The sequence below is a fragment of the Phyllobacterium sp. 628 genome, assembly GCF_014189505.1.
Classification (GTDB): domain Bacteria; phylum Pseudomonadota; class Alphaproteobacteria; order Rhizobiales; family Rhizobiaceae; genus Phyllobacterium.
This window is the reverse complement of record NZ_CP050301.1, coordinates 2324556-2351213: the sequence shown is the minus strand read 5'-3', so window position 1 is coordinate 2351213 and position 26658 is coordinate 2324556. Positions and strand designations below refer to the sequence as shown.

Sequence of the window (26658 nt, the reverse complement as noted above, 5' to 3'; positions counted from 1 at the left end):
ACCGGAGCATGGCAAACCTCGACCGTCTGCTACGCCCCAAAACAATTGCTGTCTTCGGCGGTCTTCAGGCCACCGAAGTCATCAGGCAATCGCAAAAGATGGGATTTTCCGGTGAAATATGGCCGGTACATCCCAAACATGACGAAATTCTTGGCCTCAAGGCTTACCGCTCTGTCGCCGATCTGCCCGGCAGTCCCGATGCGGCCTTTGTCGGGGTCAATCGTTTTCTGACACTTGATATCGTCAGACAGTTGCGGGAACGCGGCGCGGGCGTGGCAGTCTGTTACGCCGCCGGCTTTCTCGAAGCCGGTGCCGATGACGCCGACGGCGCACGCCTGCAGGAAGAACTGATAGAGGCTGCAGGCGATATGCCGATTATCGGGCCCAACTGTTATGGCCTGATCAATTATTGCGATGGCGCCCTGCTCTGGCCCGACCAGCACGGCGGCAGGCGGCTGGCACCTGATGAGCGCGGTGTCGCTATCATTACGCAGTCGTCCAACATCGCGATCAACATGACCATGCAGACGCGCGGCCTGCCCGTTGCCCACGTGATGACCGCCGGCAATCAGGCCCAGACCGGCCTGCCTGATATGGCGATTGCCTTGCTGGAAGACGAGCGTGTCACAGCGCTTGGCCTTCACATCGAAGCCTTTCAGTCGGCAGCAAAATTCGAGGCACTGGCAAAACGCGCGCGGGAATTGAACAAGCCCATTGTCGCCATGAAAGTCGGCCGTTCGGAACAAGCACGCGCCGCAACAGTTTCCCATACTGCTTCACTGGCAGGATCAGATGCAGCTTCGGATGCGTTTCTGAAGCGGCTTGGGATTGCCCGCGTCAACTCCATCGCCTCGTTCCTTGAAACTCTGAAGCTTCTGCATGTGCACGGACCGCTCGACGGCAACACGTTGAGTTCCATGAGCTGTTCCGGCGGCGAAGCTTCCGTGATGGCCGACAGCGCGGAAGGGCGTGATGTCCACTTTCCTGCACTCACACCGGAGCATCGCGCCAGGGTCAAATCCACACTCGGACCCCTCGTTGCCGTTGCCAACCCGCTCGATTATCACACCTTCATCTGGAACAATGAACCGGCACTGACCGCAACCTTTACCGCCATGGCAGCTGGCGGATTTTCACTCAATTGTCTGGTGCTCGATTTCCCGCGCAAAGACCGCTGTTCGGACGTGGACTGGTGGTCAACTGTACGCGGGTTCAAATCCGCGTTGAAAACCAACAGTGCCAAGGGTGCTATCGTCGCTTCGCTGCCAGAGAACATCCCCGAAGAATATATGGCTGGCCTGATGGCGCAGGGTATCGCGCCGCTCTGCGGGATCACCGAAGCGTTCGATGCGGCGGAAGCTGCAGCTTTCATCGGAAAAGCATGGAAAATGCCGCTTGCAATCCCCGTTGTGCTGCCGGAAACCGGCGTTCAAGCAGATATTCTGTCGCAGGATGAAGCCGAAGCCAAAGCGATACTCAAACGGCAAGGTTTGCCCGTACCTGCGGGTCGGCGTTGCGTGAATGTTGACGAAGCCATAGCTGCGTCCGGGCAACTGGGTTTCCCCGTGGCGCTCAAAGCACTTGGCGTGGCGCATAAGTCCGAACTTAACGCCGTGCGGCTCAACCTGAAAGACGCAGCATCTGTAAAATCAGCTGCCACCGATCTCATCGCTCTCGGAACCGGTCTTTACGTCGAACGGATGGTGACAAATGCGGTTGCCGAACTCATCGTCGGCATTGTCGATGACCAGCAGTTCGGACCACTGATGACACTTGGTACCGGAGGTGTGCTGGTGGAATTGCTCAAGGACAGCGTGACCTTGCTTCTACCTTCCAGCCGCGCAGAGATTGAAACGGCCTTGCGCTCACTGCGCATGTTCCCGTTGCTTGACGGTTATCGCGGCAAGCCAAAGGCCGATCTTGACGCCGCACTTGACGCAATCCTCGGCATCGCCAACTTTGCCGTCAAGAATGCCGGCCGGATTACCGAACTTGATATCAATCCGTTGCTTGTTTGCAGCAGCGGGCAAGGCGCGTGGATAGCCGATGCGCTGTTAATCACCAGGGGAGAGTTGCATGAGTGATGTAGTCAGGACGCGCCGCGAAGGCGGCATTCTCGAAATCACGCTGGACCGTCCGAAAGCCAATGCGATCGACCTGAAAACGAGCCGCCTGCTGGGTGAAACCTTTCAAAAATTCCGTGATGATCCTGAGTTGCGTGTCGCAATCGTCCAGACCAAAGGTGACAAGTTCTTTTGCGCCGGATGGGATCTGAAAGCTGCTGCCAGCGGCGATGCCGTCGATGGTGATTACGGTGTCGGCGGCTTTGGCGGCCTGCAGGAATTGCGGGATTTCAACAAGCCGGTTATCGCAGCGGTCAATGGCATGGCCGTGGGAGGCGGGTTCGAACTCGCCCTTTCCTGCGACCTGATCTATGCATCCGATCATTCCAGCTTTGCCCTGCCCGAAATTCGCGCCGGAACATTGGCCGATGCAGCGACGGTGAAACTCCCGAAGCGTATCCCCTATCATGTCGCCATGGACCTGCTGCTGACAGGCCGCTGGATGGACGTTGCTGAGGCGCATCGCTGGGGTCTCGTCAACGAAGTCCTGCCAAAGGATAAGCTGATGGAGCGCGTCTGGGAAATCGCCCGCCTGCTCGCAAGCGGCCCGCCATTGGTGTTCGCCGCAATCAAGGAAGTAGCGCGCGAAGCCGAAGACATGAGCTTTCAGGACGCGATGAACTGGATTACCAAGCGCAAATTCCGTACCGTCGATGTGCTTTACGCATCGGAAGACGGTCAGGAAGGTTTTAAAGCCTTTGCCGAAAAGCGCGATCCCGTCTGGAAGGGTAAATGACCACAGAATATGCAGCATTAATCGATCAGGAAACCTGGGCTTTTATTGAGAAGACACTCAGCTTTTATCCACCCGATGCGGTAGACCATACAGTCGCGCAGCAGCGTGATGTCTATAACACCATGTGCAAGGCATTCTTTGCGGGATATCCCGAGAGCGTGTCTTCCTCCGATCAGTTTGTACAAGCTGACGGACGGCAAATCCCTGTTCGCACCTATGAAAAGGAAGCCACCAGCCCCGAGGCAATCTGCCTGTATTTCCACGGTGGCGGCTTTGTTGTTGGCGGGCTCGACAGCCACGATGATGTCTGCGCGGAGATTTGCGAATATACAGGCTTTCGCGTTGTCGCGGTCGATTACCGGCTGGCACCGGAACACCCACACCCTGCTTCATTTGAGGATTGCCTTGCGGCATTCGAGCACGTGGCGGCGACATCCAGTCTGCCGATTGTTTTGTGCGGTGACAGTGCCGGCGGCAATCTGGTAGCGGCGGTTTCGCATAATGTTCGCGGCCACAGCCGGACGCCTGTTGGTCAGGTCTTGATTTATCCGGGCCTCGGCGGTGTGCAGAGCCAAGGCTCTTACATTACGCACCGGCATGCGCCAATGCTGAGTACCCGTGACACGCTCTACTACGCAAAAGTCAGAAGCGCAGCCCGTGACTGGTCAAACGATCCGCGATTCTTCCCGTTGGCCGATACCGATTTTACCAATCTTCCCGACACCGTCATCATTTCCGCCGAATGCGATCCATTGTCAGATGACGGGCGGCATTATTGCGACCGGGTTTCAGCAGCCGGCGGTAAGGCGATCTGGAACAACGAGCCGGGCCTTGTGCATGGCTATCTGCGCGCTCGCCACAGTGTGACGCGCGCCCGCTCCAGCTTCCGCCGCATCTGCACCGCCGTGCACCTGCTCGGGCAAGGGAGATGGCCGGGCCAGCTTTGAAATCAAATTGCATTGCTATGGTTCGTGGTTCGACAAGCTCACCATGAGGAAGAGTGAGGATTGCAGGGAGCCATATTCTGCAATGCCTCGGATTGACTTTACAGCTTCACTCTCCCTCATGGTGAGCTTGTCGAACCACGAACCACGCACACTGCTGATGCAACTTAATTCCCGGCGCTCGCCATGCGCCGGTTTTTCACCGCGCCTTCGAGCCAGCCCAATTCCATTTCTGGGACCGAAGACAACAGCAAATCCGTATAGGCATCGAACGGCGGCTTCAGAACCTGCGATTTCGGACCATAACGCACCACCTCGCCCCGGAACATCACAGCGATGGAATCGGCAATCGATTTCACCGTGGCCAGATCGTGGGTAATGAAGAGGTAGGCGACGTGCTCATCCGCCTGCAAATCGAGCAGCAGTTTCAGGATACCATCAGCCACAAGCGGATCGAGCGCACTCGTCACTTCATCACAGATGATCAGCTTCGGCTTGGCTGCAAGTGCACGCGCAATGCAGACGCGCTGTTTCTGCCCGCCGGAAAGTTCGGCGGGATAGCGGTCGATAAAACCTTTGCCCATCTCGATCTTCTCAAGCAGTTCCGCTATGCGGGCGTCTCGTTCCTTGCCACGCATGCCGAAATAGAATTCAAGCGGCCTGCCAATGATCGTTCCAATGGTCTGGCGCGGGTTCATCGCCACATCGGCCATCTGATAAATCATCTGCAATTCACGCAGATCATTGCGTTTGCGATTGGCGAGTCTTGGCGACAGCGTACGGCCGTCGAAAGTGATCGACCCTTCCATGGGCGGCAGCAGTCCCGTTATGGCGCGCGCCAAAGTGGACTTGCCCGAGCCTGATTCACCGACAACGGCCAATGTCTGTCCGGCATGTAGATCAACCGAAACGTTTTTCAGAACCTTGACGAGTCCGCCAGCATAGGCTGCCGTGATATTTTTCACGGAAAGGATCGGCGTTCCGCCTGGCGTCTTCTCCTGATGCGGGATGTGATGCACCGAAACCAGCTGCCGCGTATAATCCTGATGCGGCTCCTTGATGATCTGGTGCGTACTGCCATATTCCACCATCTTGCCGTGGCGCAGAACCATGATGTCGTCGGCGACTTGTGCCACTACCGCAAGGTCGTGGGTAATATAGAGCGCTGCCACATTGGTATCGCGGATGGCATCCTTGATCGAGGCCAGTACGTCGATCTGTGTGGTCACATCGAGTGCAGTCGTTGGTTCATCGAATACGATCAGATCCGGTTCGGAACACAGTGCCATCGCCGTCATGGCGCGTTGCAGCTGGCCGCCGGAAACCTGATGCGGAAAGCGCTGACCAAAAGTCTCCGGGTTTGGCAAACCGAGCTTCTTGAACAGGCCGACAGCACGCTTTTCCGCCTCGGCTTTCGTGGTGATCTTATGTTGAAGCGCCGCTTCGATCACCTGATCCATCAGCTTACGCGCCGGATTGAAGGCTGCTGCCGCTGACTGCGCGACATAGCATACTTCGCGGCCGCGAATTTGCCGGAGCGTTTTTGCGCCCCCCTTGAGGATGTCCCGGCCATTCAGCAGCACTTCGCCGCCGGTGATGCGCACGCCCCCACGGCCAAAGCCCATACCGGAAAGACCAATGGTGGACTTCCCCGCACCGGATTCGCCGATCAGCCCCAGCACCTTGCCACGCTCGACCTTGACCGAGATATCGTCGACAATCACCACGTTGCGGGGTGCTTCGCCCGGCGGATAGCTTGTCGCTTCAATGCGCAGGTTGCGGATATCGAGAAGCAGACCGGTCTTGTCTTTCGCTGGTGCTTTAGCCATTGCCGCGTCCGCCCTTCAAGCTTGTGGTTCGATTGAGAATCCAGTCCGCAACAAGATTGACCGAGATGGCCAGCACCGAGATTGCCGCTGCGGGAATGAGCGCAGCCGGAATGCCGAAGACAATGCCCTCCTTGTTTTCCTTGACCATGCCGCCCCAATCCGCATCCGGCGGCTGAACGCCAAGACCAAGGAACGAGAGGGCTGAAAGGAATAGAACGGCGAAGATGAAACGCAGACCGAGTTCAGCGATCAGCGGCGTCAAAGCATTGGGCAGGATTTCCCGGAAAATGATCCAAATCCGCCCCTCGCCGCGCAGCTTTGCCGCCTCGACGAAATCCATGACATTGATATCGACCGCCACAGCCCGTGCCAGACGGTAGACGCGCGTTGCATCGAGCAGGCCCATCACGAGGATCAGTGTTGTAACATTGGCGGGCAGAACCGAGAGCACGACGAGCGCAAAAATTAGTGTCGGGATAGCCATGATCAGATCGACGAAACGCGACATGAGCTGATCGAACCAGCCGCCGATAACAGCGGCAGCAAAACCCAGCACCGAGCCGAGAATAAACGAAAGCGCCGTAGCAGTGGCAGCGATGAAGATGGTGATGCGGGCGCCATAGATCATGCGTGAGAGCAGATCACGCCCGAGATTATCCGTGCCAAGCCAATATTTGGCCGACATGGGTTCCCAGACGTCGCCAACCGTTTCGCCGACCGAATAAGGCGCGACCCATGGTGCAAAAATTGCGGCGAACAGAAAGATCGCGGTAATGATCAGACCGATCCAGGCGCTGATGGGAATGTTTCTGAGACTTTTCATGGCGCGCCTCACTTGGGATGTCTGAGGCGGGGATTGGAAACAATCGCCACGATGTCAGCAATAATGTTGAGGCTGATATAGACAGCCGCGAAAACCAGCCCGCAAGCCTGAACGACAGGCACGTCACGCTTGGCCACGTGATCGACCAGATATTGCCCCATGCCGGGATAAACGAAGATCACTTCCACCACGACCACGCCGACAATAAGAAATGCCAGATTGAGCATCACCACGTTAACGATCGGTGCGATTGCATTGGGAAAAGCATGGCGGGCGATGATCTGAAACGGTGTGAGACCTTTCAGTTCCGCCGTTTCGATATAGGCGGACTGCATCACGTTGAGGATTGCCGCTCTGGTCATACGCATCATGTGCGCCAGAACAACCAGTGTCAGCACTGTCACCGGCAAGGCAATGGCGCTTAAGCGTTCGCCAAACGGCATGCCGTCATAAACCGTGGAAACACTGGGAAACCATTGCAGGCGCACGGCAACAAAATAGATCAGGAGATAGCCGGTGAAAAACTCCGGCAGCGAGGTCGAGGCAAGTCCAAGACCCGAGATAAGCCTGTCGATAAACCCGTTGCGATAGCGCACCGCCAGCAACCCCAGCCCGATTGCCAGCGGAATGGACACAACCGCTGCCCAGAAGGCCAGGAACAGCGTGTTCCACAGGCGGCCTTTCAGAGAAGTAGCAATATCCTGTCCGCTTGACAGTGCCGTACCAAGGTCACCCGTCAACGCGCCGCCCAGCCAATGGAAGTAACGGATATAAGCCGGATCATTCAGCCCCATGTCACGCCGCAGGTTTGCAAGTGCCTCCGGCGTGGCCGACTGGCCGAGAATGGATTGCGCAACGTCTCCCGGCAATATCTGCGTGCCTGCAAAAATCAGCACCGATACCGCCAGAAGAAGGAGAAGACCCATCGTAATGCGTTGGGCCACCAGTTTAAGGACAGGCGTACTCATCCGGTCTAGGCCATCAGCCAGCAACGCGACAATGCGTAACCGCCGCTCATTTCCTGATTGCCGTCCTTGACCCAACCGCCAACCTTGGCGCTGGTCGCATCGATGAAGTCATTGAACATCGGCACGATGACGCCGCCTTCATCCCGCACTGTCACCGACATATCGCGGTACATCTGCTTGCGCTTGGCCGTATCGAGTTCGCCGCGTGCTGCGATCAGTGTCTTGTCGAACTTCTCATTGAAGAAGCGCGTGTCGTTCCAGTCTGCGGTCGACAAATATGCTGTCGAATACATCTGGTCCTGTGTTGGACGGCCACCCCAGTAGGATTCCGAAAATGGCTGCTTGTTCCAGACTTCCGACCAATAGCCATCGCCCGGCTCACGCTTGACCTCGATCTTGATGCCAGCCTTGGCCGCGCTCTGCTGATAAAGCTGTGCGGCATCAACAGCACCCGGGAAGGCAACGTCGGATGTGCGCAGCAGTACCGTGCCGTCATGGCCGGACTTCTTGAAGTGGAAGGCCGCCTTGTCAGGATCGTAAGCGCGCTGCTCGATATCATCGGAGAACAGCGGATAGGCCTTGTTGATCGGGAAATCGTTGCCGACCGAGCCGTAGCCGCGCAGGATTTTCTGCACCATTTCTTCGCGGTTCATCGCGTATTTCAGCGCCAGACGCAGGTCATTGTTGTTGAACGGCGCAGTGTTGCAATGGGCGATGAACACGTAATGTCCCTTGCCCGCCACGTTCTGAATGGTCACACCCGGCACGCGCTTGACCAGATCAACGATCTTGGGTTCAACGCGGTTGATCATATGCACCTGACCGGACTGCAACGCGGATGTACGCGCCGTCGCATCGTTGATGACGATGATTTCGATCTGTGCCGCATGGCCACGGTTGTCGCCATCCCAATAATTGGCAAACTTTTCACCGATGTGGCGCACGCCCGGCTCGTCAGTGACAACCTTGTACGGACCTGTACCAATGCCCGCAGTCGGCTTGTCCTTGCCACCATTCGGCTGGATCATCAGATGGTAATCGTCCATCAGGAACGGCAGATCGGCATTTGGCTCTTTCAGTGTGAAAACAACGGTATCACCGTCTTTCTTCACGCTGTCGATGCCCTTCATGACACCCAAGGCGCCGGACTTTGAATTGGCATCAGAATGGCGCTCCATTGTGGCAACGACGTCATCGACTGACATGTCCTTGCCGTTGTGGAACTGCACGCCCTTGCAGAATCTTGAACGTCCATACTTTGGCATCGGGGGATGCACCCCATTCTTCAGCCAGTTTCGGCTTGAGTGTACCGTCTGCCTGGATTTCAACAAGCTGTTCGCCCCACTGGCGGCCGAACTTGTATGGCACCTGGCTCTGCCATGTTGCGGGATCTAGGCTGTCTGTCGACGCACCACCCTGCATACCCGCCTTGAGTGTGCCGCCCTTTACCGGACCTTCAGCCAAAGCACCGCTGGACAGCAAAGAATTGGCGAAAACGCTGGTTACGCCAAGTGCAGCGGCGCGGCCGAGGAAATCACGCCGTGACAAATGTCCGCGAGCGACCTTGCGGCTTAGATAATCGAGTTCTTTTGACATACTCATTCCCCTTTTGTTGCTTGGGACGCCATGCGCCCAGAATTTGGTTTTGGTGAATTATGCGACTTGATACCCGTAAACTTCAACCCATTAACTCAGCTGTTTAATGCAGACCTCCACTCATCATATGCATTGACGCGCGATCGTCTCGGCGAAATTTCGCTCGAAAACCAGTTCGTCATTCTCGTAGGCTTCGATGCGGCCGGTCAGATGAAAGTTCTGCGTATCCGACCGCATCGTCGTGAACGTTTCTGTGCGGACGCGCCATTCATCGCGGCCGGACAGTTCCGTCCAATGGGTTTCACCGTAGGCGGAGAGTGGATCATCCGCGTGGATTTCCCAACGCTCGCGCGCAATTCCGCCGTGAATCAAGCCGTGATCCTGATCCCGTGCTTCGCCGAAATCATCCGTAATGGTCAGAACAATCTTGCCACTCACCTGATCATGCTCGATCAAACGGCTGTTATTGCCCTGACGCAACGTGTCGATCTGCCATGGCGATGCCGCTTCCGGCTCGGGAAATGTCCATTCATCGCCTTTGGCTAGATCACGCGAGGGAAGATTGAGCGCGCCCGACTGCAATGTGAGGCTGACCGCTTCCGGCGATGGCCAGACCATGGGCCAATAGCTCGAGGAAACCGCGATACGCAGCCGGTGTCCCGCTGGAACGCGATAGGCAATATCATCCAGCTTGAATGTCACCTCGACAGACTTATTCGGTTCCAGCGGTTCGGGCTTTTCATGGCTGTTGCGGTGACAGAGGTTGAAAACACCATAGGTGATGCGCGTTGATGCCCCGTCCGGATGCACGTCACACAGACGCACCGCAACCATGGCAACGGGTTTGTCGCTGGAAAGCGTGAGCGTAATTTCCGGCGCGCCAACAATATCGATTGGCTGCTCAAGTGCTTCACCATCGTAACAAACAGACAGCGCATCGTCGCGGCGCTGATCACCGGGAAGTTCCGGTCCAAGCCAGATGGCACAATATTCGCCGCCCATCATGCCGCAATCCTGCGGTGACGCGACGAGATGGGAGAACGTGGTGGATGGACCACCACCCAGCGACTTGTTCGCCTGCAGGTGCAGCACTTCAGTTTTGATCGTTTGCGAAGGCCATTGCGGCTCGGCAATCCAATAGCCCGGACGTTCCGTATACCAGCTCTTTGGCCGGACGGAATCCATGAGGTAGCCGCGATAGGCCGGATCGTTTTCAACGCCCGTATCAATGTCTTTCAGCCAGCGGTCCCACCAGCGCAAGGCCTCCTGCAGAAAGCCGATACGCGGTGCCGGAACGGCAAAATGCGGATATTTGTGTACCCACGGACCGATAATGCCTTTGACCGGTGCCGAGATGCCTTCCATCAAACGTGGGACAGCGTTTTTGTAGGCATCGCCCCATCCGCCGACGGCCAGCGTCGCCGCCTTGATTGCGGAAAAATCTTCACAGATTGATCCGCGTTTCCAATAGGCATCGCGCGTCTGGTGCGCCAGCCAGACGGCTGGCAGAAACGGTTCATGATCAAGACGGTCCAGCCACATCGCTCGCCATTTATCACTGACAAGCATCGGGTCTGGCGAACGGGAGGAATAGGCGAGCATGGTCGCGCCCCACCCCAAATTTTCGTTCAGCAACAAACCACCTTTGTAATGAATATCATCGGCATAACGGTCATCGGTCGAGCAAAGTGTGATGATGGCTTTCAGCGCTTCAGGCTGCAAAGCTGCCACCTGCAGCGAATTGAACCCGCCCCATGAAATACCCATCATGCCGACCTTGCCGGTCGACCAGGGCTGAGCCGCTATCCATTTGATCACATCAACCGCGTCATTCAGTTCCTGAACGGAATACTCATCCTCCATCAACCCCTCAGGATCGCCATTGCCGCGCATATCCACACGCAGACAGGCATAACCGTGTCCGGCAAAATAGGGATGGGTGAGATTATCGCGCGCTGTCGTTCCGTCGCGCTTGCGATAGGGCAGAAATTCGAGAATGGCGGGAACCGGATTTTCATTCGCGTCTTCCGGCATCCACACGCGAGCCGAAAGACGGCAGCCATCGGGCAAAACGATACCCAGATCGGCGTCTTCTTTCACTGGATGCTTAAAATTCTCGACAGTCCGCATTATCACCTTTCGCCCTCACAACGGGTTTGAAAACAGATAATGCACACCGGGCGAAACACCCCGTGAAACATGAATCCCATTTTCTCGTCTTTTGCGAGGTGTTCCTTTGTATTGTACTATGCGCATCTGTCCGTCGGTGCGGGTCAAACACTTGCGACATATGTGCCGTCATTTGCGTCACGATGCGAAAGTCTCATCCGAGCTTGGAGGGGATGAGCTTTTCAAGGCGCCGGAAGAGAAAAACAATGATGCCGGTTATAACCAGATAACCGGCGGCCAGCAGCAAAAGCGGCTCGTAGGTGATGAACGTATCCTGCCTTACACGCGAGGCAACCGAATAGAGATCGACGACGGTAATAGTCGCGACGAGCGGGGTGGATTTCAATTGCAGCACCGCCTCACCCGCCAGTGTCGGCAAAGCGCGATGGATCGCTTGCGGCAGCCAGATACGGCGGAAAATCGTGAAACGCCGCATGCCAAAAGCGCGGGCGGATTCCAGCTGTCCCTTGGGCACGCCGGCAAAGGCACCGCGCATCACTTCGCCTTCGTAACCGGCATAAGATAGCGTCAGCGCCAGAACAGCGTAGGGCCAAGCCTGCCGCAGATAAGGCCAAAGTTCAGAGCTGCGTATCCACGGATATTGCGGAAATAGTGAGCCGAGGCCGTAATAGAGCAGCCATAGCTGCAGCAGCAGCGGTGTGCCGCGAATGATCGTACAGAAAATCCGCGCCGGAACAGCCAGAATAGCCGGACCTGCAGCCTGCGCCAGTCCAAGCGGAACGGCCAGCAGGAAGCCGAGAATAACAGTGACAACAAGAATCCATAACGTGCGCCACAATCCGTGCAGGATCAGATCGCCATAATCAGGCAGCCAGTTCCAGCGCATGAAAAAGACCGCAGAGGCTATCAGCGCAAGGCCGATCAGAATCAGGACAATCCGGTGCGGCGGAAATTTGCGTGTCTGACCGCTCGTGTAGCTGTCCTTGTGGATGGGGAATGTTTCAATCGGTGTTTCCAGCGGCGTTTCAACCATTATCGCGCCTCCTTGACCGAAGGCATACCGCGGCGTGCCCATTTCTCGACTTTGGCAAGGATGACATTGGAAAACAGCGTGATCAGCAGGTAGAGCGCACCAGCCGCAATAAAGAACAGGAAATAAGCCTTTGTTGTGCCCGCCGCCTGCCGGGTCACGAGAGTCAACTCGCTGAAACCGACGACAGCCAGCAAGGCCGTATCCTTGGTTGAGATCAGCCACAGATTGGCAAGGCCGGGCAAGGCGTGCGGCAACATGGCTGGCAGGGTGATGCGGCGCATCATCAGCGTTGGCGACATGCCATAGGCTCTCGCCGCCTCGATTTCCCCCTGCGGTATAGCCTTGATCGCGCCGCGCAGCACCTCGGTTGCATAGGCACCCTGCACGAAGCCCAGCACCACAATCCCGGCAACGAGCCCACTGATATCAACCCGCTGATAGCCAATACCTTCAAGAATACGATTGATGAGGTCTGTCCCCGCATAATACAGCAGCAGGATCAGCACCAGCTCGGGCACTGCGCGCACGATCGTCGTATAGATGGCCGCGATATCACGGACAACCGGCCCGCCATAGAGTTTGCCATAGGCTCCAACCGTGCCGATCAGCAATCCCATGCCAAAGGCACCAAAAGCGATCTGCAGCGAATTCAGGAGGCCGCGCAACAAGTTGCCGCCCCAACCCGGAGGAGAAGGCGACAGAAGGTCAAACATGCCGGCTATTGCGGCAGGGGCAATCGATGCGTCGGCCAAGCGATCCTCGATTCAAAACAATGTGTTACCATTCTCACAGGGCTCGTGGTGCGTGGTGCTGGTGCGTGGTTCGACAAGCTCACCATGAGGGAGAGTGGTGCTGTAAGGCTAACCGGAAAGATTGCCATCTGAACGATCTCGCAGAACTTAGCTCCCTGAAGTCCTCACTCTCCCTCATGGTGAGCTTGTCGAACCACGCACCAGCACCAGCACCACGATCAGGTGAGCGCTTTACCCGCCGTAAATATCGAAGTTGAAGTATTTCTTCGAAATCTCGTCATATTTGCCGTTGGCGCGAATATCCTTGATGGCAGTGTTGATCTTGCCCTTCAATTCGCTATCGCCCTTGCGCAAGCCTATGCCCACACCCGGTCCGAGCACTTCGAGATCAGGCGCAACCTTGCCTTTGATTTCGCAGCAGGCCTTGCCCGCGTCCGTCTGGGCAAATGCCTCAAGTGCCAGCGATCCGCCTGTGTGGCGTCAATGCGTCCGGCAGCCAGATCCTGATTGGCTTCATCCTGTGTCTGGTATTCCTTGATTTCAGCAGCTGTCGCGCCGAAGTGCTTTTTCGCGTAGACCTGATGAATGGTTGAAACCTGCACGCCGATCACCTTGCCCTTCAATCCCTCGGGTGAAGCGTCCATCTTGACGTCCTTCGCACCAAGAATAACCGTCGGGGTGTTGTAATATTTGTCCGAAAAATCGATCGTCTTCTCGCGTTCCGGCGTAATTGACATCGAAGCGGCGATCATATCGATCTTCTTGGTGGTCAGTGCCGGAATGATACCATCCCACGAGACCGGCGTGATCACACAGTCGAGCTTGGCTTGTGCGCAAACCGCCAGGGCAAGATCAACTTCCCAGCCTTCCCATTTGCCCGATGCATCCGGTGAAGCAAAAGGCGGATAGGGTTCGGCGGCAATGCCGACCTTGAGTTGTTCGGCGCCGGCAACACCCATTCCAGCCACCAGCACAGCAGCTGCTACCGCTGTTTTCAAAAAAGCTTTCATTCTTATCTCCATTCTTCTGTTTGTTCCCCAGGATTATTCCCTGTATTTTTTCATGCGACTTATGAAACAGTGCGAATAAACTGCTTCAAACGTTCGGATTTTGGCGATCCGAACAATTCTTCCGGTGGCCCCTCTTCCTCGACAATGCCATTGTGCAAATACATGACGTGGCTTGCCACTTCGCGGGCGAATTTCATCTCGTGAGTGACCAGAAGCATCGTCCGGCCTTCCGTTGCCAGATCACCGATAACTCTAAGCACCTCGCCCACCAGTTCCGGATCAAGCGCCGAGGTAGGCTCGTCGAACAGCATGACACGCGGCTGGATCGCCAGCGCCCGGGCAATCGCCCCGCGCTGCTGCTGACCGCCGGAGAGATAAGCCGGATAGACGTCGCGTTTGGCAGAAAGACCCACCCGCTCCAGCAATTGCTCGCCAATGACCATGGCTTCATCGCGCTTCATGCCAAGAACATGCACAGGCACTTCGATGACATTCTGGATGAGCGTCATATGCTGCCAGAGGTTGAAATTCTGGAACACCATGCCGAGACGGCTACGGATACGTTCGATCTGGCGGCGGTTGGCCGGGTACTGCCCGCCTTCGCCGTCGCTGACCATCTGCACGTCTTCGCCATTGATGCGAATGACGCCGCTCGTGGGATTTTCGAGAAAATTGATGCAACGCAGAAAGGTGGACTTGCCGGAACCACTGCCGCCGATCATGGCGACCACGTCGCCGTCCTTGGCCGTTAAAGAAACGCCCTTGAGAACCTCAAGGGCACCGAACTTCTTGTGCAAGTTCCAGACATGAATGGCTTCGGCGCGTTCGTCCGTGACCGGTTGGAGAGGATCCGTTAGACCGGCTGCGAGCATCGCCTCCGTCATCGTGCGGTTTCCATTGGTTGTCTTGCACCCACTGTCATGACACCACTCATCTGCCTGTTTTGTCAGCACAAGGCTTTTCTGCCTCATTTAAGTCATCACACCACTTGCGCTCTAATTATGCAAGCGTATAAATACTCGTAATGCAATTTTTACGAGAGAGTAGTCGCATGAGCGCATTTGGTTCCCAGTCCATGGCCCTTCCCCTGAAACGCGTCATCATGCGCATGCCCGACCGTGTCATGTCAGGAGCCGAACGCGACGTGTGGCACTATGGTCCACAGTTTGATCCGCGCAAAGCATCCGAACAGCACCGCGTTTTTGCTGACCTCGTGGCTCAATCCGGCGCCGATATTACCTGGATCAAAGATGGCAATGACGGATTGTCGGATTCTGTGTTTACCCATGATCCCTCGCTGGTTACCAACAAGGGCGCCATTCTCCTGCGCATGGGCAAACCCCTGCGTCTCGATGAAACCGATCTGCATCATGAAACCTACAGTCAGATGGATGTGCCTGTGCTTGGCCGCATCGTCGCACCCGGTACGGTTGAAGGCGGCGATTGCGTCTGGGTAGACAGCAAGACGCTGGCCATTGGCCGCGGCGTTCGCACCAATCAGGCTGGTATCGAGCAGATGGCCGCCATTCTTGAACCATTGGGTGTGGCGGTTCTGGGTTTCGATCTGCCGCTCTGGCAAGGTGAAGAGGCCTGCCTGCATCTGATGTCAATCATATCCCCGCTCGCAGAGGATCTGGCGCTTGTATATCTGCCGCTGCTTCCTGCTGCCTTTTATCAATTGCTGAAAGAGCGCGGCATTCGTTTGATTGCAGCACCGGACGACGAGTTTGCGGCCAGCAACGGGCTTAATCTCAATGTTCTGCCGACAGCGCCCTATGAAGTCATCGCCGTCGCAGGTTTTGAGAAAACCAAGGCAGCCATGGAATCTGCCGGATGCACCGTGACCACCTTCGAAGCGGATGCGCTCTGCATCGCCTGTGAAGGCGGCCCGACTTGCCTGACCCGTCCGGTTTTCCGCCAATGAATGCACAATCGGCCACACGCAAAACCTTCCGCCGTGAAGGCGAAGACAAGCGCCGCGAGGATTTGATTGCCGCGACGCTGGAATGTGTGGCCGAGCGCGGTCTTGCCGGTGCAACTGTGCGCGAAATAGCAATGCGTGCGGACGTTACGGCCGGGCTGATCCGCTATTACTTTCCCACAAAGGATGACCTCATCAGTGCGGCCTATCGCGCCGTGATGAATCGGATGACGGTGCAGGCAAGTGATGCTTTGCAGAATGCCGCCAATGATCCACGCGCCCGCTTGCAGGCCTTTGTCACCGCCAATCTGGGCGAACCGATTATGGACCCGCATAATCTGTCGCTCTGGGCGGGTTTCATTGCGCTGGTTCACGCTGATCCGGTCATGGCCGCTGCGCACCGCGATGGCTATCTCGGATTTCGCGATGAGCTGGAAATCCTCATCCGCGAAGCCTTGATCGCGACGGGGAAACCGGCTGAGCGTGTTCATACCCGCCGCCACGCCATCGCCATCAATGCGATCATCGACGGATTGTGGCTGGAAGGCTGTCTTGCCCGCGATATTTTCGCCGAAGGGGAATTGGCTGAAACCGGCATTATCGCTATTGAAGCCGTACTTGGAATTTCACTTACTGCTGAAGGAGACGCCCGATGATGCGCTACGCGTCCGTCACCGACCGTTTGGCCGGACTGGGATCAGATAAATGGGCTGTGCATATCCGTGCGCGCGAAATGAAACGCGCCGGCCATGAGATCATTGAGCTCACCATTGGCGAACCTGATATTCCAACACCGACTGACATGATGGATGTGGCTGAACGCTCCATGCGTGCCGGCCGTACCGGCTATTCCAACGGCCGCGGCGAACCGGGTGTTCTTGCTGCCCTTTCGAAAAAATACACTGGGCGTACCGGCCGCGCGATCGGCCCTGAACACCTCATGTGCTTTCCGGGTACGCAGACCGCATTGTCTCTCGTCATGCTGGGGCTTGCCGAAGAAGGCGATGAAATCATCACCGGCGATCCGCTCTATGCGACCTATGACGGCGTTGTCCGCGCAACGGGCGCAACACGGGTTTCTGTTCCCCTGCGGCCGGAAAACGGCTTCCGCATGCAGGCGGCCGACCTTGAAAAGGTGATCACCCCGAAAGCCAAAGTATTGCTCCTCAATACGCCGCATAACCCGACCGGCGCTGTGCTGAGCGAAAAGGAAGTGGCCGAGATCGGCGAAGTTTGCCGCAAGCACAATCTCTGGATCGTTTCCGACGAAGTCTATGAGTTGATGATTTTTGACGGCAAATTCGCCTCGCCGCTGGATCGCCCTGAACTGGCGGACCGGACTATCGCTGTCGCCTCAATCTCCAAATCGCATGCTGCTCCCGGTTTCCGCAGCGGCTGGTGTGTCGGTCCGGCAGAATTCACGCAGAAACTGCTGCCGCTGTCGGAATCCATGCTGTTTGGCGTTCAACCGTTTATCGCTGACATGACGGCCTACGCGCTCGGCCAGCCTTCGGCCGCTGCCGCAACGATGCGCGAAAGCTATTCCCGGCGGGCCCAATTGATCTCAAAGCGGCTCGATGGCGTGGCCGGTATTGGCTGCGAGGTGCCGCAGGCGGGTATGTTCATCCTTGCCGATATCCGTGCAACCGGCCTCAGCGGCAATGATTTCGCCATGCGTCTTCTCGAAGAGGAACACGTTGCCGTAATGCCGGGTGAATCCTTCGGAGACAATCTTGCAGGGTATTTGCGTCTTAGCCTCAGCGTTGCCGATGACAAGATCGACGCGGCCTGCGCCGGTATCGTTCGCCTCGCATCGCGCCTCCAGCAACGGAAATCCGCATGACCACTGTCGGCGAAGCCCTCGTCCACCTGCTTGAATCCTATAATGTCGATACGGTTTTCGGTATTCCTGGCGTCCACACTATCGAGCTTTATCGTGGACTGGCCGCTTCGAAAATCCGCCATATCACCCCGCGCCATGAACAAGGTGCGGGCTTTATGGCCGATGGCTACGCGCGGGCAACCGGCAAGCCCGGCGTCGCCTTTGTCATTACGGGACCCGGCATCACCAACACAATTACCGCGATGGGTCAGGCCCGCGCCGATTCCATTCCCATGCTGGTGATATCAGGCGTGAACCAGCGGGAATCCCTCGGCAAAGGTATGGGTTTCCTGCATGAACTCCCCAATCAGCGCGCTATGCTACAAACTGTTGCAATGTTCTCGCATCGCATTGAAAAAGCGGATGAATTGCCAATTGTGCTCGCCCGTGCTTTTGCGCTGTTTGCCTCGCGGCGTCCCGGCCCCGTCCACATTGAGATACCGCTGGATGTGATGGCGCAGCCGCTGGATGGTGCCAGTATCCAGCAGTCAGATGCGCCGATTCCTTATGCTTCTGCCGAAACAATGGCTGAATTGACCCGTCAATGTCTTACAGCGGAGCGTCCGGTCATCTTGATCGGTGGCGGCGCAAAACACGCAGCCTTTGAACTGAAAGAGCTAGCTGAGAAGCTCGATGCACCTGTGGTGGCAACCACCAATGCGCGCGGTATCCTGCACAATCATCCGCTGCTTATCCCGGCCAGCGCCAGCCTGACTGCCGTGCGCAATCTTTTGGCTGAAAGCGATCTCGTCATTGCCGTTGGTACTGAAATGGGACCAACCGATTACGACATGTATGGCGACGGCGGTTTCCCCGAGCTGAAGCGGCTTGTGCGGATCGATATCGATGCCGGGCAGCTTGATCGCCACCCCGCTTTCATGCCCATTGAGGCATCAGCCAAGGAAACGGTTCAAACACTCGCGGCGACCCTGCCCGAGTGCCGCAACACGCGTTCCGGCGAAGATCGTGCGCGGGCGACCCGTGATGCGGCATGGGCCGAAGTCGGCCCGAGAACCCAAAGCCATGTGCGCTTCCTCAATATTCTGCGTGATACGCTGCCAAATTCGCAGATCGTTGGCGATTCCACGCAAGCCATCTATTCCGGCAATCTCTATTACGATCACGACCGGGTTGGCGGCTGGTTCAACGCCGCCACCGGTTTTGGCGCCCTTGGCTTCGGCCCGCCTGCCGCAATCGGTGCCGCACTCGGCAAACTCGAAACATCCACCATCTGCATTGTCGGCGATGGCGGTTTTCAGTTTGTGCTGGGCGAACTTGGCGCAGCCGTCGACGAAAAAGTGCCCGTCATTTTCATTGTCTGGAACAATCAGGGCTATCAGGAGATCGAACGCGCCATGCGCGACGTTCATATCAATCCCGTTGGCGTACGCCCGTCAGCACCCGACTATCTCAAGATCGCGGATGCCTACGGCGTGGCATCGCGCAAGCTGCAAACACTTGAAGAGCTGCCCGATGCCTTGCTCAAAGCTAAGGCGAGCGGGCAGCCCTATCTGATTGAAATCGATGAAACATTGATAGGTTGATGGCCCCTAGCCACCAACCATTTCCACCGGCTACGGCCGGTGGATCGTCTTGACCTCGAGAAAATCCTCAAGCCCGAATTTTCCACCTTCACGGCCATTGCCCGACTGCTTGTAGCCACCGAACGGACTGCCGTAACGGTGTGCCCCGCCATTGATATGCACCATGCCAGCCTTGAGCTTCGACGCGACGCGCTCGGCGCGCTCCGCGTCACCCGTCTGCACGTAAGCGGCGAGACCGTACGGCGTATCGTTGGCGATTGCGATGGCTTCTTCCTCCGTATCAAACGGGATCAGCGCCAATACCGGCCCGAACACCTCTTCCTTGGCGATACGCATGTCATTGCGCACGTCGGCGAAGATCGTCGGGCGGACAAAATAGCCGGTCTCGTAGCCTTCCGGCTTGCCTGCACCGCCAACCAGCACGCGCGCACCTTCGGAAATACCCGCTTCGATCAGGTTCTGCACGCGGCCGTACTGGATATGACTGACGAGCGGGCCAATATGATCGCCCTCTTCCTCCGGATTGCCAACACGCGCCTCCTTGCCGGTGGCTTCGGCGATCTTGACCGCCTTGTCATAGACCGAGCGCTGCACCAGCATGCGCGTTGGCGCATCGCAGGATTGGCCGCTATTGTTGAAACATTCCAGCACGCTGCCAGCAACACGATCTTCAAGATCAGCGTCCTCGAAGACAATGTTGGGTGATTTGCCGCCGAGTTCCAGCGTCACCCGCTTGACCGTTTCGGCCGCATCCTTGCTGACGGCGATACCCGCCCGGGTTGAACCGGTGAACGACATCATATCGACGTCCTTGTGTTTGGATAGAGCCGCTCCAACCGTCAGACCATCGCCATTGACCAGATTGAATACGCCAGCCGGGAAACCGGCCTCATGCACCATTTCCGCATAAAGCAGCGCATTCAGCGGCGTAAATTCACTCGGCTTCAACACGCAGGTGCTGCCGGTCGCAAGCGCCGGGACGACCTTTAGCGCGATCTGGTTGATCGGCCAGTTCCATGGTGTGATCAGACCGCAAACGCCGATAGGTTCACGCACCAGGAGATCGCCGTTCGGAAGATCCTCGCGCATATGCAGGGACTTCAGCGCATCGATAAAGCCCTGCAAATGGCCAACACCCACATCCGCCTGCTGCTGCGTGCTCATCGTGATCGGTGCACCCAGTTCCAGCGTGATGGTCTGCGCCATCTCGTCATAACGGCGCTTGTAGATATCAAGCAGCTTTTCCAAGAGCGCCAGCCGTTCCTCAACCGATGTTTGACTATAGGTGTGAAAGGCTTTCTTGGCGGCAGCGACAGCACGGTCGATATCGGCTGCTGTGCCCATTGAGATAATGGCAATCGGCTTTTCCGTCGCCGGATTGATCACTTCCAGATCGTTGGGCTGTAGAGGCGGCACCCATTCGCCGTTGATATAGAAATCCCGCTTGATGAGCATGTGTGCCTCCTGTCGACTGCTGACTGTAGTGGAAATGGTATGGGGCTTTTCGTTTGGTTGCTAGAAAGAAAAACGACGGAAAGTTTAGGCGATGGTGGTTTGACCATTTGAGCAAAAGCAAACCACCCGCTCAACCGTTCAAATGCATCTCGATCGTGCGTGCAAAGAGATCAGAGTCATGTCGCTGAGAACAAAGCATGTGGCGCGTTCGGGCTTCTTGACCACCCCATACAGGGTTATCGTTTGCCCATGGTCCAGCCTTCTTCCCATCGGCTTTTCACGGACCGGATGCAGCCATGTGTCCGGCGCCAGTGCAGATGACCATCTTCAAGACACATATCAAAAAACAACAAAGGGGTTCTCAGATGAAGGCATTATTGATGAGCGGCGTGATGGCATTTGCCCTGCTTGGAGCAGCGGGCGGTGCATCGGCGGCTGAATGCGGCGATGTCACCATCGCCAGCATGAATTGGCAGTCCGCCGAAGTTCTCGCCAATCTTGACAAGATTATTCTCAACGCGGGCTATGGCTGCAATGCCGATATTGTCCAGGGCGATACGATCCCAACCCTGACCTCCATGACCGAAAAAGGCCAGCCGGACATCGCTCCCGAAGGCTGGGTCGACTTCATGCGCGATATTCTGGACAAGGCCGTAGCCGATGGCAAACTTGTCTATACCGGCAAGTCCCTGTCCGACGGTGGTGTTCAGGGCTGGTGGATACCGAAATATCTGGCCGACGCCCATCCTGATATCAAAACCATCGATGATGCGCTGAAGCATCCGGAACTCTTCCCCGCGCCGGAAGATTCGTCCAAGGGCGCTGTCTTCAATGGCCCTCCCGGCTGGGGCGGCACACTTGCCACCACTCAATTCTTCAAAGCCTACGACGCCGAGAAGAAGAACTTTACACTGGTTGATACCGGTTCAGCTGCAGGCCTCGACGGTTCACTCGCCAAGGCCTACGAGCGCAAGGAAGGCTGGGTCGGTTACTATTGGGAACCGACTGCGCTGCTCGGCAAGTATCAGATGGTCAAGCTGGATCATGGTGTGCCGTTCGATTCAGCCGAATGGAAGCGCTGCAACACGGTTGCCGATTGCCCGGATCCCAAGAAAAACGCCTGGGAACTGGCTGAAGTCGATACGGTGGTCACCAAGAAGTTCAGCGAAAAATCCGGCCCGATCATGGATTATCTCAAGGCGCGTTCGTGGTCCAACAAGACTCTCAACGACCTTCTCGCCTGGATGACAGACAATCAGGCCACAGGCGAAGATGGTGCAAAATATTTCCTCAAGAACAATGAGGATATCTGGACCAAATGGGTCAGCGCCGATGTGGCAACCAAGGTGAAGGCATCGCTGAAGTAACGCTGGCTGATGTCGATTATCTCCCCCCTTGTGGGGGAGATATGCTTCAATAAATGCCTTCCTAGCTAATTTTTTCTGCAGTTGCATTGCGCGTGGTTCGACAAGCTCACCATGAGGGAGAGGGTTTGGCTGCAAGCCAAGCGCCAGCATTGCAGAATCTAGTTCCCTGCAATTATCCATCTCCCTCATGGTGAGCTTGTCGAACCACGCACGGCAGGAATGCAGCGTATTAGTGTGTAAGAACCGAGGATTTTATTGGGGAACATGGCAGGATATCATGCCGGGCGCTTGCGAGGCGGCGGCATCCGGCCTATAGGGGGGACTTGATATGACATCAAAAACGCTCCCCTCCCTGTTTCCCCACCGCCACTTGCTTGGCATCAAGAATCTTTCTCCCCAGGACATCAATATTCTTCTCGATCTTGCTGACAGCGAGGTGGCGGTTTCGCGCCAGTCGGAGAAGAAGAAAAGTGTGCTGCGCGGGCGAACCCAGATCAATCTGTTCTTCGAGGCATCGACCCGGACGCAATCGTCGTTCGAGCTGGCCGGCAAGCGTCTTGGCGCTGACGTGATGAACATGTCGGTCGGCAATTCCTCGGTGAAAAAGGGCGAAACGCTGATCGATACCGCCATGACGCTGAATGCGATGCGGCCGGATATCCTGATCATCCGGCACGGCTCGGCAGGTGCTGCGGCGCTCCTTGCACAAAAGGTCGGCTGCTCCGTGGTCAATGCCGGTGATGGCGCGCATGAACACCCGACACAGGCGCTGCTCGACGCGCTGACGATCCGGCGCGCCAAGGGTAAGGTCGAACGGCTGACCGTCGCCATTTGCGGCGATGTGCTGCATTCGCGTGTGGCCCGCTCCAACATTCTTCTGCTCAATGCGCTCGGCGCACGGGTGCGGGTGATTGCCCCGTCAACCCTGCTGCCTGCCGGGATCAGCCAGATGGGTGTGGAAGTGTTCAACTCAATGGAAAAAGGACTTGAAGACGCGGATGTCGTCATGATGCTTCGGTTGCAGCGCGAGCGGATGGCCGGAGCTTTCGTACCTTCGGTGCGCGAATATTTCCATTATCACGGGCTTGACCGGGAGAAGCTGAAATATGCCAAACCCGATGCGTTGGTGATGCATCCCGGTCCGATGAACCGCGGCGTCGAGATTGCCTCCGATGTGGCCGACGGTTCGCAGAGTGTTATTCAGGAACAGGTCGAGATGGGTGTTGCCGTGCGCATGGCAGTGATGGAAGCGCTGCTCGATCCACGCCGTAATCCGGAAGGAGTTGCCGGATGAGCACGACTGTCCTGCAGAATGCCCGGATCGTTGATCCCTCACGCGGCCTCGATGAGACAGGCACGCTTATCATGAAAGATGGCGTCATTGTCGCCAGCGGTGCCGGTGCCCGCAATCAGGGCACGCCCGAGGGCGCAACCATTGTTGATTGCATGGGCAAGACGATCCTGCCCGGTTTGGTCGATGCCCGTGTATTTATCGGTGAACCCGGCGCGGAACACCGGGAAACCATTGCATCGGCCAGCCATGCGGCGGCAGCGGGCGGTGTCACCTCGATCATCATGATGCCGGATACAGATCCCGTTATCGACAATGTGGCACTGGTCGAGTTTGTTCGGCGCACAGCCCGCGATACGGCGGTGGTCAATGTTTATCCTGCTGCAGCGGTGACAAAAGGTCTGCATGGCCAGGAAATGACGGAAATCGGCCTGTTGCGTGCGGCCGGTGCTGTTGCCATCACCGAAGGGCGTAATTCCATCGCCGATACGCAGTTGATGCGCCGCGCCCTCACCTATGCCCGTGATTTCGGCGTTGTCCTGTCCCATGAGACGCAGGATCCCTATCTCGGCATCACTGGCGTGATGAACGAAGGGCTTTATGCCAGCTGGCTTGGTCTTTCCGGCAGCCCGCGTGAGGCGGAAGTGATTCCGCTTGAACGCGACCTGCGGCTGGCGGCACTGACCAGCGGCACATATCATGCGGCGCAAATTTCCACGGCCATGTCGGCCGAAGTCGTGGCGCGGGCCAAGCAGAATGGCGTCAATGCCACTGCCGCCGTGTCTATCAACCATCTGTCACTGAATGAAAACGACATCGGCGAGTTCCGCACCTTCTTCCGTTTGCAGCCACCGCTGCGGCTTGAGGAAGACCGGCTTGCCATGGTCGAGGCGCTGCGCAACGGCACCATTGACATTATCGTGTCGTCGCATGACCCGCAGGATGTGGATACAAAGCGTCTGCCATTCGCCGATGCGGCGGCCGGCGCCATCGGCCTTGAAACCCTGCTCGGCGCAGCCCTGCGGCTTCATCACAATGGTGACGTGCCGCTGATCCAAATTGTCGAGGCACTGTCCAGTGGTCCGGCCAAAATTTTTGGGCTGGATGCGGGCACATTGAAGCCGGGTGCACGCGCGGATGTGACCATAGTCGATCTTGACGAACCGTGGATTGTGAAGGAAGAAGATTTGCGTTCACGCTCCAAGAACAGTTGTTTTGAAAGCGCACGTTTTCAGGGCCGCGTGGTTCAAACTTTTGTTGCAGGCAAGTCGGTTTTCACCATCTGAATAAACATAACCGGGGAAGAGCGCATGTCGGATTTCATCAATGGGCAGGCCGGAACGCTTATTGCGGCACTGGTTTTCGGTTATCTGCTGGGCTCTATCCCATTTGGTCTGATCCTGACCCGCATGGCGGGCCTCGGTGATGTGCGCAGCATCGGCTCCGGCAATATCGGCGCCACCAATGTTTTGCGGACGGGCAACAAGAAACTGGCAGCCGCAACCCTCGTGCTCGATATGCTGAAAGGCACTGCAGCGGTGCTGATTGCAGCAACGTTCAGCCCGCAGGCAGCGATTATTGCCGGGCTTGGCGCGTTTCTTGGCCATATTTTTCCGGTCTGGCTGAAATTCAAAGGCGGCAAGGGCGTAGCCACCTATCTTGGCGTGCTGCTTGGTCTCGTCTGGCAAGTGGCACTGATCTTTGCCGCGATCTGGATCATCATTGCCTATGCAACGCGCTATTCGTCGCTTGCCGCGCTGGTTGCAGCCGTTACGACACCCATTGCGCTGTATCTGCTTGGATACCACCAGGTCGCCCTGCTCTTTCTTGTGTTGACGATCGTCGTTTTCATCAAGCATCGCACCAATATCGAGCGATTGCTTGCCGGCAACGAAGGCAAGATCGGGTCCAAGGGGTGATGGACGAGAAGAAAGGCATACGCCTTTCTGAAAGCCAGCGGCTCAGCTGGCTTCGACTGATCCGCAGCGAGAATGTCGGACCTGTCACCTTTCGTCACCTGATTGCCCATTGCGGCTCTGCTTCCAATGCGCTGGAAATGCTGCCGGAACTGGTGCGGCGTGGCGGCGCACGGCGGCCAATCCGGATTATCAGCGTTGCCGAAGCTGAGCGGGAAATGGCCCTTGCAGCGCAGATGGGCGCTGTTTTCACGTGTATTGGCGAACCAGACTACCCGCATTATCTGCGTCTGTCTGATAATCCTCCCCCACTCGTTGCCATTAAGGGCAATCCGAATGTGTTCCGTCTCCCGGCTGTCGCGATTGTCGGCGCGCGCAATGCCTCGCTCATCGGGATGAAATTGGCACGGATCATGGCGCGTGAACTGGGTGAAGCGGGCTATGCCGTTATTTCAGGCCTTGCCCGTGGCATAGACAGGGTCGCGCACGAAGCAAGTCTCGAAAGCGGAACAGTTGCTGTCATGGCCGGGGGATTGGATAGGCCATATCCTCCAGAGAATATCGCTCTTTACAATGAAATTGCTGGCCGTGATGGTGCGGTGATCAGCGAGATGCCATTTGGATGGGAACCACGCGCCAGGGATTTTCCACGGCGGAACAGGATCATCGCCGCCCTTTCCCTTGGGCTGCTTGTGGTCGAGGCAGCCGAGCGATCAGGTTCGCTGATCAGCGCCCGGCTTGCTGGCGAACTCGGGCGTCTGGTTTTTGCCATACCCGGTTCTCCCCTCGATCCAAGAGCAAAGGGCACCAATGCCTTGCTGAAAAACGGCGCCATTCTTGTGACTGACACCGCCGACATTCTATCCGCCCTTCGCCCGCTGCTTGACCGGCCGACCCCCGACGACACGGCATTTTTAGCCCCTGATATAGACTTTCCGCCTATTACGCCCCCCAATGAGACAGATCGCGATCATGTCATAAATCTTTTAGGCCCCGTCCCTATAGACACTGATGACCTCATCCGAACCAGCGGATTACATCCTTCGGTCGTAATTCTTATTCTGCTCGAACTCGACCTGGCTGGACGTTTGCATCGACAATCAGGTTGTCATGTTTCGCTGATTGACCCCTGAGGTTGTGTGTGTATCCTTGTTCAGGAGGTCGCTGCTTTCAATATAAGCAATTTCAATCAGGTAAGCCAACATATCCAACCGGTTTATCTTGGCCATGCCACGCAACTCGCCTAGCATCTGCTGAATATATCTAGCGTTTTCCGTCCGACTGAATTTTGTTTCACCCATGACTTCGTCCTTAAATACGCATCTATATTGAAATGAA

21 protein-coding genes and 2 pseudogenes are annotated in these 26658 nt (G+C 56.8%); 12 read left to right on the top strand and 11 right to left on the bottom strand.

Annotated features, from left to right (window positions below; genetic code table 11):
* Window positions 1-8 precede the first annotated feature (8 nt).
* Genes HB779_RS13090 through HB779_RS13080 form a run of 3 tightly spaced genes read left to right on the top strand, consistent with a single transcriptional unit; the run spans window position 9 to window position 3806 of the window.
* The gene (locus HB779_RS13090; RefSeq protein ID WP_188342812.1) at window positions 9-2084 is read left to right on the top strand and encodes an acetate--CoA ligase family protein; all 2076 of its coding nucleotides are present in this window, start codon (window positions 9-11) and stop codon (window positions 2082-2084) included.
* Complete coding sequence (locus HB779_RS13085) at window positions 2077-2859, top strand: carnitinyl-CoA dehydratase (RefSeq protein ID WP_188342811.1); 783 nt, start codon at window positions 2077-2079, stop codon at window positions 2857-2859. Before HB779_RS13090 ends, HB779_RS13085 begins: the two co-directional genes overlap by 8 nt.
* Complete coding sequence (locus HB779_RS13080) at window positions 2856-3806, top strand: alpha/beta hydrolase (RefSeq protein WP_188342810.1); 951 nt, start codon at window positions 2856-2858, stop codon at window positions 3804-3806. Before HB779_RS13085 ends, HB779_RS13080 begins: the two co-directional genes overlap by 4 nt.
* 164 nt (window positions 3807-3970) lie before the next feature.
* Here the strand turns inward: HB779_RS13080 and HB779_RS13075 are convergent, their stop codons facing one another.
* The 9 genes and pseudogenes from HB779_RS13075 to HB779_RS13035 form a co-directional block, all read right to left on the bottom strand.
* A complete protein-coding gene (locus HB779_RS13075) occupies window positions 3971-5632 on the bottom strand; it encodes an ABC transporter ATP-binding protein (RefSeq protein ID WP_188342809.1) in 1662 nt (553 codons plus the stop codon).
* A complete protein-coding gene (locus HB779_RS13070) occupies window positions 5625-6455 on the bottom strand; it encodes an ABC transporter permease (protein WP_188342808.1) in 831 nt (276 codons plus the stop codon). Before HB779_RS13070 ends, HB779_RS13075 begins: the two co-directional genes overlap by 8 nt.
* Window positions 6456-6463: 8 nt before the next feature.
* Window positions 6464-7423, bottom strand: coding sequence for an ABC transporter permease (locus HB779_RS13065; protein ID WP_188342807.1), 960 nt, complete (start codon window positions 7421-7423; stop codon window positions 6464-6466).
* 5 nt (window positions 7424-7428) lie between these two features.
* Window positions 7429-9019, bottom strand: a pseudogene (locus HB779_RS13060) (ABC transporter substrate-binding protein).
* Window positions 9020-9142: 123 nt separating this feature from the next.
* Window positions 9143-11149 (bottom strand): CocE/NonD family hydrolase, encoded by a 2007-nt coding sequence (locus HB779_RS13055; protein ID WP_188342806.1) that lies wholly within the window; start codon window positions 11147-11149, stop codon window positions 9143-9145.
* A gap of 193 nt (window positions 11150-11342) precedes the next feature.
* Entirely contained in the window at window positions 11343-12182 is an 840-nt protein-coding gene (locus HB779_RS13050; RefSeq protein WP_244642361.1) for an ABC transporter permease, read from the bottom strand.
* Window positions 12182-12847, bottom strand: a complete 666-nt coding sequence (locus HB779_RS13045; RefSeq protein WP_244642635.1) for an ABC transporter permease — start codon at window positions 12845-12847, stop codon at window positions 12182-12184. Before HB779_RS13045 ends, HB779_RS13050 begins: the two co-directional genes overlap by 1 nt.
* A 318-nt stretch (window positions 12848-13165) precedes the next feature.
* A pseudogene (locus tag HB779_RS13040) lies at window positions 13166-13944 on the bottom strand (transporter substrate-binding domain-containing protein).
* 59 nt (window positions 13945-14003) lie between these two features.
* Window positions 14004-14816, bottom strand: a complete 813-nt coding sequence (locus HB779_RS13035; protein WP_244642632.1) for an ABC transporter ATP-binding protein — start codon at window positions 14814-14816, stop codon at window positions 14004-14006.
* A 179-nt stretch (window positions 14817-14995) separates the two neighbouring features.
* On the opposite strand from HB779_RS13035, the gene HB779_RS13030 reads away from it, so the two are divergent.
* Genes HB779_RS13030 through HB779_RS13015 form a run of 4 tightly spaced genes read left to right on the top strand, consistent with a single transcriptional unit; the run spans window position 14996 to window position 19291 of the window.
* Window positions 14996-15868 carry a dimethylarginine dimethylaminohydrolase family protein gene (locus HB779_RS13030; RefSeq protein WP_188342804.1) on the top strand — a complete coding sequence of 291 codons (873 nt, stop codon included), beginning with the start codon at window positions 14996-14998 and terminating at the stop codon, window positions 15866-15868.
* Window positions 15865-16521 carry a TetR family transcriptional regulator C-terminal domain-containing protein gene (locus HB779_RS13025; RefSeq protein ID WP_188342803.1) on the top strand — a complete coding sequence of 219 codons (657 nt, stop codon included), beginning with the start codon at window positions 15865-15867 and terminating at the stop codon, window positions 16519-16521. The genes HB779_RS13030 and HB779_RS13025 overlap by 4 nt, the downstream gene beginning before the upstream one ends.
* Window positions 16521-17708 (top strand): pyridoxal phosphate-dependent aminotransferase, encoded by a 1188-nt coding sequence (locus HB779_RS13020; protein WP_188345912.1) that lies wholly within the window; start codon window positions 16521-16523, stop codon window positions 17706-17708. The genes HB779_RS13025 and HB779_RS13020 overlap by 1 nt, the downstream gene beginning before the upstream one ends.
* Entirely contained in the window at window positions 17705-19291 is a 1587-nt protein-coding gene (locus HB779_RS13015) for a 5-guanidino-2-oxopentanoate decarboxylase (RefSeq protein WP_188342802.1), read from the top strand. Before HB779_RS13020 ends, HB779_RS13015 begins: the two co-directional genes overlap by 4 nt.
* A 30-nt stretch (window positions 19292-19321) precedes the next feature.
* Here the strand turns inward: HB779_RS13015 and HB779_RS13010 are convergent, their stop codons facing one another.
* A complete protein-coding gene (locus tag HB779_RS13010) occupies window positions 19322-20746 on the bottom strand; it encodes an aldehyde dehydrogenase family protein (RefSeq protein WP_188342801.1) in 1425 nt (474 codons plus the stop codon).
* A gap of 365 nt (window positions 20747-21111) precedes the next feature.
* Between HB779_RS13010 and HB779_RS13005 the strand changes: the two genes are divergently transcribed.
* From HB779_RS13005 to dprA, 5 genes are all read left to right on the top strand, one after another.
* On the top strand, window positions 21112-22113 hold the full coding sequence (locus HB779_RS13005) for an ABC transporter substrate-binding protein (protein WP_188342800.1): 1002 nt from the start codon (window positions 21112-21114) through the stop codon (window positions 22111-22113).
* Window positions 22114-22441: 328 nt separating this feature from the next.
* The gene (locus tag HB779_RS13000) at window positions 22442-23407 is read left to right on the top strand and encodes an aspartate carbamoyltransferase catalytic subunit (RefSeq protein ID WP_188342799.1); all 966 of its coding nucleotides are present in this window, start codon (window positions 22442-22444) and stop codon (window positions 23405-23407) included.
* The gene (locus tag HB779_RS12995; RefSeq protein ID WP_188342798.1) at window positions 23404-24690 is read left to right on the top strand and encodes a dihydroorotase; all 1287 of its coding nucleotides are present in this window, start codon (window positions 23404-23406) and stop codon (window positions 24688-24690) included. The genes HB779_RS13000 and HB779_RS12995 overlap by 4 nt, the downstream gene beginning before the upstream one ends.
* A gap of 24 nt (window positions 24691-24714) precedes the next feature.
* Window positions 24715-25323, top strand: a complete 609-nt coding sequence (gene plsY, locus HB779_RS12990; RefSeq protein WP_188342797.1) for a glycerol-3-phosphate 1-O-acyltransferase PlsY — start codon at window positions 24715-24717, stop codon at window positions 25321-25323.
* The gene (dprA, locus tag HB779_RS12985; RefSeq protein WP_371823851.1) at window positions 25320-26453 is read left to right on the top strand and encodes a DNA-processing protein DprA; all 1134 of its coding nucleotides are present in this window, start codon (window positions 25320-25322) and stop codon (window positions 26451-26453) included. Before plsY ends, dprA begins: the two co-directional genes overlap by 4 nt.
* Here dprA and HB779_RS12980 read toward each other — a convergent pair.
* Window positions 26421-26621, bottom strand: a complete 201-nt coding sequence (locus tag HB779_RS12980) for a hypothetical protein (protein WP_188342795.1) — start codon at window positions 26619-26621, stop codon at window positions 26421-26423. The two genes, dprA and HB779_RS12980, sit on opposite strands and share 33 nt — an antisense overlap.
* Window positions 26622-26658 lie beyond the last annotated feature (37 nt).